An 8,262-nucleotide genomic window follows, 5' to 3' on the forward strand; every position below is an offset into this window, starting at 1 on the left:
TGGGGTCAATGCTTCAATCTAAAATCTCAAATCTCAAATCTAAAATCGATTGACTTTTAGTCGAGCTTGCCGATCGATAACCTTGTCTCTATCTTAGCGCGCTAATTCGACAATAAAATTGGTTCGCAGTCAGGACTTTAGTTTTGCCAATCCGAGGAATCGCATTCCGAACGATCGAGCTATTTAAAATTCTCGCTGCGAAAATATGGCGATCGCAATTGACAGCAGCAGCACCACATACAGCAAACCGTAGCCCGCATCTGTAATCAAACCGGCCAAGTAAGGAACTTGTCCGTAAACAGCATCGTTTCTCAAATTAAATCGAGCTAAATCCGGCAAAACCAGATAAAGTCCCATCATCAACTGTTCAATACCAGGATTTTTAGATAACTTGCCCAAAGCCACTAAATCCCGCGTCGAGTGTCCGACTAAATAGACACCAAATGTCAGTAAAGTTGCCAGCAGCGAACTGCTAAAAACCCCAAATAGAATCCCAACACCGGCCATGAGGCACAGCTCAAACCACACGAACAGCGCAGCGATTAAAATGCTTACCAAAGGGTAAGGAATGCGGCTAAAATTCAGAATAGCCAGATAGATAACAGTCATTGCTGCTACCAGAACCAATAGTACCGCCGACAGCCCTAAATGCTTCCCAACAATTAACTCAGCGCGACTTATCGGTTTGGCAACTAGCAAGTAGACAGTCCGCTTTTCAATTTCTTTGTTTACCAGTCCCGCAGCCACAAAGACTGCGACAATTAGACCTAGTAAGCTCATAGCCGCCAAACCGATATCTAAAATAATTTTATTCTCGGTTGTCGCCGCCAATTGCGGTATCAAGCGCACCGAGGCTCCCATCAACAGAGCAAAAATAATAATTAAGTACAAAATGCGATCGCGAATTACTTCCCAATATACATTGGTCGCGACTGTCAGGATTCTTCGGAAATTCATCTAGTTATTAACCTGCTGGAAACTTTCGCAATACTCAGAGTCTAAGCAACAAGGAAGTTTGGCTCTTCCGTACAATGTACGGAATTTAACCGAGGTTAGTTGAGGGTAGAATTCCAGTTTGAAGATTTTTCTCGCTCGGACTCACTCTCCCTCGCTTTCCCACCTTCCCATGTCCCCATCTTCTAGCTGCGGGACACCGGCTCCCTGAGCATATCCGGCTTTGCAAAAAGCATTTTTTCGGAGAGTGCGAGCAGTTCAAGAGTTCGCGAGAATTGTATACTCGCGAATTTTTAAACTGCACTACCACAGCAAAACACAGATCCTCGGGAGGATCAAACTTGACTGTCTCCCGCAGTTCCATTTTTTTTCAGTCCGGGTTGAGAGCGTTTGATCGCGTCGCAGGTTACAGTCGCCCGATTTCCTATATCGATTACATCGCAAGACTTGGTAAACGAATATATTTCCGGTCTAAAAACCAGCCCCAGCCATGTTGCCTGCATTTCTAACTGATAGCGAGACTGTCCTTGGACGATGGAAGTTTTGACATCCCAGCTCGCATCTTCTGGGACTATGCGAATTGTTTTTAACGCTTGATTTTTCAGAAAAAATCGCTCGTTGTCAATATCTATTAACATTTGCTCAATCTGCGGCCACGGTTTGGTGCGGGCTTCATTTTGCAGGTATCTATCCATGGCATTGAGGATGACAACTCCTCGGGAGCGATTAATAGTTGGCTGTTGAAATGTCACCACATAATCGCTTTTCCTCAAATCCTGCGATAAAACGCTGGGATACTGTTCTATCCAACCTTGAATTAAAAAGTGAAATCCAAACCAACAGGAAAATACTAGGTGAATTAGCGTTATCATCAAAAACTGAGGCCGCAGCAACGACCTGATACCTTCCCGTTTTGACTCGCTATTCCAAATCTGTATTACAGCCAAAATTATTACTGCTATAATTGGGCCGCATATCCATGCTATTTCCTTCCTGTCTGACGGCAACCTGATCAGCAACCACAAACCGATTAAGATGCTTGTCACCCACGGACTCAGACTTACTTTTTTAATCACAAAAGGTGCCTGGCTGGTCAGCAAACCCATTGACAGTATAAACAATAACCAGCTCATATCAAACATCAGAGTTCGCGTCGGCCAGTCGGTGGCTGCGGCCACCGATAGCAAAGCTAAGAAGATGCTGAGCAGTAAAGGCGTCTTCCAGTGGACAACTTTAGGCGGAATCAGTGCCTTTTGGAATTTTTTATTGGTTTCCCAAAGGTTGTTTGTCAGCTTAGTGAGTTGCTGAGTCACATCCAAAAATTGTTTCATCATAGATTTCAATTATTGACGCTTTGCAAAAACAACACGGTTAAAATAACGAAATTGCTGACAGTGTGGGCGATCAAAACTGCCCCAAACTGCGTAGTTACTCGAAAAGTCTTTTTGGGAGGGCGGCGGCTGAGGGTTGGCGGCCCCAAAAACTGAGGTACGGAAGCTTTTTTGTTGCCCGAAACCATCTTTTCTACGAATTCTAATCCCTGCCATTTGGCGAGAAAAGTTACTGCCAATATCGAGAGTGCGATCGTAGTTATTGTAGGGTAAGTATTCGGCCCTCCGCCTAATAAAATATAACCGATAAGTTGTTCTCGCAAATCTTTGGAAATAACGCTTTCAATGCCGAAAAAAACTAACCAACCTACGCAGGTGCAAGCGAGATTGAGGATGGCTGTATATTCAACGCTGGTTTTGGGGCCGAGTTTCAGTAGTTTTTGGAGAAACCACGATTCGATCGCGATCGCCAAAAACATCATTAAAATTTGCACCAAAACAGTCCGAAATGGGAAAACACTCGCAATCATAAGGATTCAGGTATATCAGCCCGTGTTAGATTTTAATTGTACATCACAAGCGGAATAATCTTAAGCGCAGGTCTTAGCCCCTAATTCTCTCCGATCGGGGAGCTTCAACATCAGGTGGTTGAGGTTCTATCCTATAATCTTTTGAGATCGGCAAACTGAATGAAAAAATTAAACATTCAAGATCCGCGATCGAATACCCACCCCGAGACAGACTCAAATAACTGCTGATTATGGTAAGGAATGGCATTGGTATTCGGACAGCCTCATCCCGTTCAGAACGCGCCGCGGGTCAGATTCACGTCTACGACGGCGCAGGTAAAGGCAAGTCTCAGGCAGCTTTGGGAGTAGTGTTGCGCTCGATCGGGCTGGGTATAAATTCAGACTCGCCGACGCGAGTGTTGTTGCTGCGCTTTCTCAAAGGCCCCGGCCGCTCCTACGACGAAGACGGGGCAATAGAAGCCCTGCAACGGGCATTTCCGCACTTGATAGACCAAGTGCGCACCGGCAGAGCCGAATATTTTGGGGCCGAAGCAATCACCCGCTTCGATCGCGCCGAAGCTGTGCGGGGCTGGGATATCGCCAAAGGAGCGATCGCCAGCGAGCTTTATTCTGTAGTAGTTCTAGATGAACTAAACCCCGTATTGGACTTGGGTTTGCTGCCAGTGGACGAAGTAGTCAAAACCCTCAAAAACAAACCCGAATATTTAGAAATCATCGCCACAGGCCGAGCCGCCCCCGAAGGTTTGCTGGAAATTGCCGACTTGCACTCAGAAATGAAGCCCCACTACCACCCCGCAGCCTCAGAACACAATATTTCAGGTATTGAAATATACACCGGAGCAGGCAAAGGCAAATCTACGAGCGCCTTGGGAAAAGCTTTGCAGGCAATCGGTAGGGGAATCAGCCAAGACCAATCACACCGAGTGTTAATCGTGCAGTGGCTCAAAGGTGGCACCGGTTATACAGAAGATGCGGCGATCGCAGCATTGCGCCAAAGCTACCCACAGCTAGTAGACCACCAGCGGTGCGGTCGAGATGCTATAGTTTGGCGGGGGCAACAGCAAGAGTTAGATTGCATCGAGGCAGAACGCGGCTGGGAAATCGCTAAAATGGCGATCGCCAGCGGCTGGTATAAAACGATCATTCTCGACGAACTCAATCCCACAGTAGACTTAGAACTGCTGCCGGTAGAGCCGATCGTCGAAGCGCTACTGCGCAAGCCGCGGGATACAGAAATAATTATCACCGGGCGGTGCCACAAACCCCACGCTTACTTTGATTTAGCCAGCGTACACTCCGAGGTATACTGTCACAAACACTACGGCGATCGGGGCGTAGAACTAAAGCGGGGCGTAGACTTTTAGACCCCTCCAGTCATGCGTCGTGAGGGCTTGGCACCAGAATTATATAAAGACGGCCCTGCCTGGAAAACCGGAAATTAACACAAAGCCTTGTAACCAATTAACCAATCTCCCAATTTTCTTTGTCTTCCCATCGCCCGATCGGTCTTTTTGAATCTTTAATTTCGTTCCCCGGAGGCGATCCCCGACCGCCAATCGGAAATGGAACATTCAGAATATCAGCCGCGTCTCAAGAGAGCGTGAGCACCTGAGACTGTGCAAAAAGATTATTAAAGGGTGAAGACATTGAAAATAAAAGCTTACAAGCAAAAAGTCGGTGCGGGAGAAAGTCTAGACAGGGTTAACGCCAGTAGGCTAGACTTGCGGCTGGCAAACCGGTTAAACTACAGCGGCATCCAAACATTCGGTGTTCTAGGCAGTGTCTGTAGTCGCACAAGCGATGACCAACAAGAAGTAGAGGAGTGAAGCTGTATGACAACGTTAACTGACAATGCTGATCAAATTAGTTTAAATACTCCGGGACTGGGCCCGGATACAATCTTCGCCTTAGGGGGAGGAGATTTAATTACAACTTCCACCCTCGGTGGCAGTTTAATATTTGGCCAAGGCGATAACGATACTCTGATTTCAGTCGGCCCCAACGATACCCTGGTGGGTGGCCCCGACGAAGATTCATTAGTCGGCCAGCGCGAGCGGATTTTGATGTTTGGCGACGCGGGTAATGACACTGTAGTCGCTCAAAGCCGCAACGCAACCCTGTTCGGCGGTTTGGGAGATGACTTGCTCCAAGGTACAGTCGATGCAAACCTCATGTTTGGTAATGAGGGCAGCGATACGATGCTCGGAGGCGGGCTCGGAAGAGACTCGCTCTACGGCGGCAAGGGCAATGACTCCCTCGGCTTCTTCATCGCAGGCGGCGGCAACAACCTCCGTCTGGCGATCGGCGCCAGTGCTGGTGGCAATCAAGGCAGCAACTACTTGCGGGGCGACTTGGGCGATGACTACATTGTAGCTATCAATCAGAAAGATACTCTGTTCGGCGGTAGAGGCAACGACACACTGTATGGTGTCGCCAGCAACAGCTATCTGTCCGGCGATCTTGACAACGATACCTTAGTCATTACCAACACTAGCCAGCCGAACCAGTTTGCTCCAGGCAGCTTCGTCACCATTGGCATTGAGAAAACCACCTTGCTCGGCGGTGTCGGCAACGATTCTCTGGTTGGCGGTCTGGGCGAGTTTGGCGCCGGCAAAAACTTTTTTGACGGCGGCGAGGGCAACGACACGATCTCGGTTTTTGCTACGCAGGATACCGCGCTGGGAGGTGCAGGCGACGACTACATCACGTCGGGGACGACGCCACAAAACATAACTTTGAGCCAAGGCGGATCGAGTTCATCTCCAGGCTTCGCGGGTCGCAACTTGCTCGACGGCGGCGAGGGCAGCGACACGATCGTTGCAGCTTTTGCCAGTGATACAATGATCGGCGGCGGTGGCAATGACACCTTGAGCGGCGTCTTTACTCAAGCCTCCGGTGGAGATGGCGACGATACGATCAATGCCTCTTTTGATGTCGGTACTACTCCTACGCGGATTACTCTCGACGGCGGCCTGGGCAGTGATGTGTTAATTGGCAACACCAGCGGTAGTATTGCTGGCAGAACTGTCACTAACTTCATGAACGGCGGTGAAGGAAATGACAACATCATTTTTGGCACCACGGGCGATCGATTAATTGGCACGCTTAGCGGTAACGACACCATCTCCTACGCTAGCACTGTCAACTTTAGCAATATCACAACGACAAATGTGATTACCGATAACTTAGGCGCCAACTTCATCACTGGCGGCAACGGCAGGGATTCCATCACTACTGGCGCTGGTGACGACATACTGTTCGGCGGCCCCAGCAGTCTTGCTGTCGCAGGATTTGATGGCAACGATACCTTAAACGCCGGTGGCGGAAACGACACGCTGTTGGGCGGCTTTAACGAAGACCTATTAATCGGAGGAGACGGCAACGACTCTCTCGGTGGCGGGCCCGGTGCAGACACGCTGATTGGCGGCGCGGGCAATGACAGCTTCTACTACGACAACTTCGGCGAGGGCTTCCAGATTACCGGCGGCGTGGCGGTGGGAAGCAACCCAGACCAAATCGGTGATTTTGTAGTCGGCCAAGACAAGATAATCTTGAATCAAGCTAGCTTCCAATTACGTCAATTGACCGCTGGGTCATCTCGAGTTGCTTCTAACGCCTTCATAGTGGTCGATCAAGGTTCTTACCTCGATCAGGGGCAGCCTGGAGCGGCGGCAGGACCACTCCTTGTTTATGAAGCTCAACTAGACGTAAACAATAACACGGGTCGCTTGCTGTACGACCCAGATGGTTCTGGTCCTCAGAAAGCAGTTATACTGGCAAACTTCAACGGCAAACCAGGCTTGACTGTGACTGATGTTACCCTGATTTAATTTAGGTGGTAGCGGGTGGGAGTGGGTTTGGAAAAATCCATCGCCCGCGCCAACTCTAAACACTAATTGTGCGACGTTTCGAGCTAGGGATTCATATCCCTAGCTTTTTTGTTGGCATTGGGAATTGGGCGAAGCGAAGCCCAGGGATGGGCCTGCGCAGGGAATTGGGCATTGAAAGGAAGGACAGATTCACCAATCAATTTTGCCACCCATCAATAATATTGATAAACCAGACCCCCAACTCAAAGACGATATAATTGACATATGAGTAAAAGTCGATTATTGTAGCCGACTAATATTCTCTTTTCTCCTTGAAAAAAAGTTATTAATAGTGAAACTGCCCAATGGTCATCTAGCAGATTTAGGCAATAAAATAGAAGAATATTCTCTAAATCCGAATCATCAAGAAGGAAAAAATAAAGCTGTTTTGTTTGCCAGTAAGTTAGGCATTACCCTAAAAAATGCTGAAATGCTCAAAAAAGCTTTAAAAGAAGCTGCTATCAACGAAGATGTTGTTGTTCAAAAAAACAACGAATAGGGAATACATTACAACATAAAATTCTTGCTGAAAACCGAAGTAGGTGAATCTCGGATTCTAGCAGCTTGGATCGTCCGCTCAGGTGAAACTTTCCCCAGATTAACAAGTTGTTATCAGTCAAAAAATAAGGTAAAAACAATGAAAACAATGAAAACAATTAAAGACCTAGATATCGTTGCTTTAACTGAAGATTTAGAAGCAACCCATTTTGAAACAAAACAAATCATTAAATTATCTTTCATGACAAGTAGGAACAGTGGTGATGGAATTTGATGGCAGTGCTTTTGAGGTAGAATTTTCTCATCAAGATGGCACAACTTATGCAATGGAAACAATTTCCGCCACAAAATTAATGCTTTTACATTATGAGTTAGTAGAATCTGTAGGGGCCGTTAGCCGATGAATTTTGCCAGCAATAATCTCGATCGCCTCCAAAAAGTATCTCTCAAAAAAATCCCGCAAACAAACAGTTTGCGGGATTTGGTAGGCAGGAAAATTGTAGGAGGAAATACTTTATGCTCGGTCTACAATCTCTTTTGCTTTATCTTTGAGGTCTTCTTTCATGTGAATTGCTGATGCTTCGTCCTGCTTGGCTTGACCTTCTAATTTATCTTTCTGGTTGCCTGTAACTTCGCTAACGGCTTCTTGAATTTTGCCTTCGATATTCTTAGCGGTTGCTTCGACTCTGTTTTCAATGCTCATATTTTTTTCTCCTAACCTTACAATTACTACTATATAAATTAAAAGCTGAGCCTGAATCTATCTTGAGAAAGATTTGGATATCTATCTAAAGATTGGTTAAATCGGAACTTCGACAAGTTTATTGCGGGAGGAAAGACCGGATTTAATTGCGATCGCAGATTTCGGCACTTTGAACTTTTTCGCCAACAGCACGATTAACTCCTGATTGGCTTTTCCATCCACGGGCGGCGATTTTAGATGTACTTTGAGGCTGCCGTCCGCTTGCTCTTCGATGCTTTGCTGTTTGGAATTTGGTTTAACTTTGACTGTGAAAATTTTCATGTGACTAATAACCAATAACCAATAACCAATAACCAATAACCAATAACCAATAACCA

The 8,262-nt window shown here is 46.9% G+C and carries 11 protein-coding genes; 6 read left to right on the forward strand and 5 right to left on the reverse strand.

Going from position 1 to position 8,262, the window contains the following annotated elements; genetic code table 11:
* Window positions 1-183: 183 nt before the first annotated feature.
* The 3 genes from QT974_RS27265 to fraC form a co-directional block, all read right to left on the reverse strand.
* Window positions 184-957 carry an ABC transporter permease gene (locus QT974_RS27265; RefSeq protein WP_333471537.1) on the reverse strand — a complete coding sequence of 258 codons (774 nt, stop codon included), beginning with the start codon at window positions 955-957 and terminating at the stop codon, window positions 184-186.
* 332 nt (window positions 958-1,289) lie between these two features.
* Entirely contained in the window at window positions 1,290-2,288 is a 999-nt protein-coding gene (locus tag QT974_RS27270) for a DUF5357 family protein (RefSeq protein ID WP_333471538.1), read from the reverse strand.
* 5 nt (window positions 2,289-2,293) lie between these two features.
* Window positions 2,294-2,815: a filament integrity protein FraC gene (fraC, locus tag QT974_RS27275; protein ID WP_333471539.1), complete on the reverse strand. Its 522-nt coding sequence runs from the start codon at window positions 2,813-2,815 to the stop codon at window positions 2,294-2,296.
* Window positions 2,816-3,045: 230 nt separating this feature from the next.
* Between fraC and QT974_RS27280 the strand changes: the two genes are divergently transcribed.
* The 6 genes from QT974_RS27280 to QT974_RS27305 all read left to right on the forward strand — a co-directional run bounded on the left by QT974_RS27280 (window position 3,046) and on the right by QT974_RS27305 (window position 7,586).
* A complete protein-coding gene (locus QT974_RS27280; RefSeq protein WP_333471540.1) occupies window positions 3,046-4,179 on the forward strand; it encodes a cob(I)yrinic acid a,c-diamide adenosyltransferase in 1,134 nt (377 codons plus the stop codon).
* 282 nt (window positions 4,180-4,461) lie between these two features.
* Window positions 4,462-4,641 (forward strand): hypothetical protein, encoded by a 180-nt coding sequence (locus QT974_RS27285; RefSeq protein WP_333471541.1) that lies wholly within the window; start codon window positions 4,462-4,464, stop codon window positions 4,639-4,641.
* A 6-nt stretch (window positions 4,642-4,647) separates the two neighbouring features.
* The gene (locus QT974_RS27290; RefSeq protein ID WP_333471542.1) at window positions 4,648-6,645 is read left to right on the forward strand and encodes a calcium-binding protein; all 1,998 of its coding nucleotides are present in this window, start codon (window positions 4,648-4,650) and stop codon (window positions 6,643-6,645) included.
* A 331-nt stretch (window positions 6,646-6,976) separates the two neighbouring features.
* On the forward strand, window positions 6,977-7,183 hold the full coding sequence (locus tag QT974_RS27295) for a DUF6883 domain-containing protein (protein WP_333471543.1): 207 nt from the start codon (window positions 6,977-6,979) through the stop codon (window positions 7,181-7,183).
* Between the two features lie 138 nt (window positions 7,184-7,321).
* Complete coding sequence (locus QT974_RS27300; protein ID WP_333471544.1) at window positions 7,322-7,456, forward strand: hypothetical protein; 135 nt, start codon at window positions 7,322-7,324, stop codon at window positions 7,454-7,456.
* Window positions 7,446-7,586: a DUF4926 domain-containing protein gene (locus QT974_RS27305; protein WP_333471545.1), complete on the forward strand. Its 141-nt coding sequence runs from the start codon at window positions 7,446-7,448 to the stop codon at window positions 7,584-7,586. Before QT974_RS27300 ends, QT974_RS27305 begins: the two co-directional genes overlap by 11 nt.
* 110 nt (window positions 7,587-7,696) lie before the next feature.
* On the opposite strand, the gene QT974_RS27310 is transcribed toward QT974_RS27305, so the two are convergent.
* Complete coding sequence (locus QT974_RS27310) at window positions 7,697-7,885, reverse strand: CsbD family protein (protein ID WP_293123907.1); 189 nt, start codon at window positions 7,883-7,885, stop codon at window positions 7,697-7,699.
* A 96-nt stretch (window positions 7,886-7,981) separates the two neighbouring features.
* Window positions 7,982-8,206, reverse strand: coding sequence for a DUF167 domain-containing protein (locus QT974_RS27315; RefSeq protein WP_333471546.1), 225 nt, complete (start codon window positions 8,204-8,206; stop codon window positions 7,982-7,984).
* Window positions 8,207-8,262: the final 56 nt, after the last annotated feature.

It is taken from the genome of Microcoleus sp. BM001215392, assembly GCF_036700185.1.
Classification (GTDB): domain Bacteria; phylum Cyanobacteriota; class Cyanobacteriia; order Cyanobacteriales; family Microcoleaceae; genus Microcoleus.

Bases quoted from the DNA above. Each gene is read 5' to 3' on its own strand.
- QT974_RS27310 (WP_293123907.1), bottom strand. From the start codon at position 7,885: ATGAGCATTGAAAACAGAGTCGAAGCAACCGCTAAGAATATCGAAGGC.
- fraC (WP_333471539.1), bottom strand. From the start codon at position 2,815: ATGATTGCGAGTGTTTTCCCATTTCGGACTGTTTTGGTGCAAATTTTA.
- QT974_RS27300 (WP_333471544.1), top strand. From the start codon at position 7,322: ATGAAAACAATGAAAACAATTAAAGACCTAGATATCGTTGCTTTAACT.
- QT974_RS27265 (WP_333471537.1), bottom strand. From the start codon at position 957: ATGAATTTCCGAAGAATCCTGACAGTCGCGACCAATGTATATTGGGAA.
- QT974_RS27270 (WP_333471538.1), bottom strand. From the start codon at position 2,288: ATGATGAAACAATTTTTGGATGTGACTCAGCAACTCACTAAGCTGACA.
- QT974_RS27280 (WP_333471540.1), top strand. From the start codon at position 3,046: ATGGTAAGGAATGGCATTGGTATTCGGACAGCCTCATCCCGTTCAGAA.
- QT974_RS27305 (WP_333471545.1), top strand. From the start codon at position 7,446: ATGGAATTTGATGGCAGTGCTTTTGAGGTAGAATTTTCTCATCAAGAT.
- QT974_RS27290 (WP_333471542.1), top strand. From the start codon at position 4,648: ATGACAACGTTAACTGACAATGCTGATCAAATTAGTTTAAATACTCCG.
- QT974_RS27315 (WP_333471546.1), bottom strand. From the start codon at position 8,206: ATGAAAATTTTCACAGTCAAAGTTAAACCAAATTCCAAACAGCAAAGC.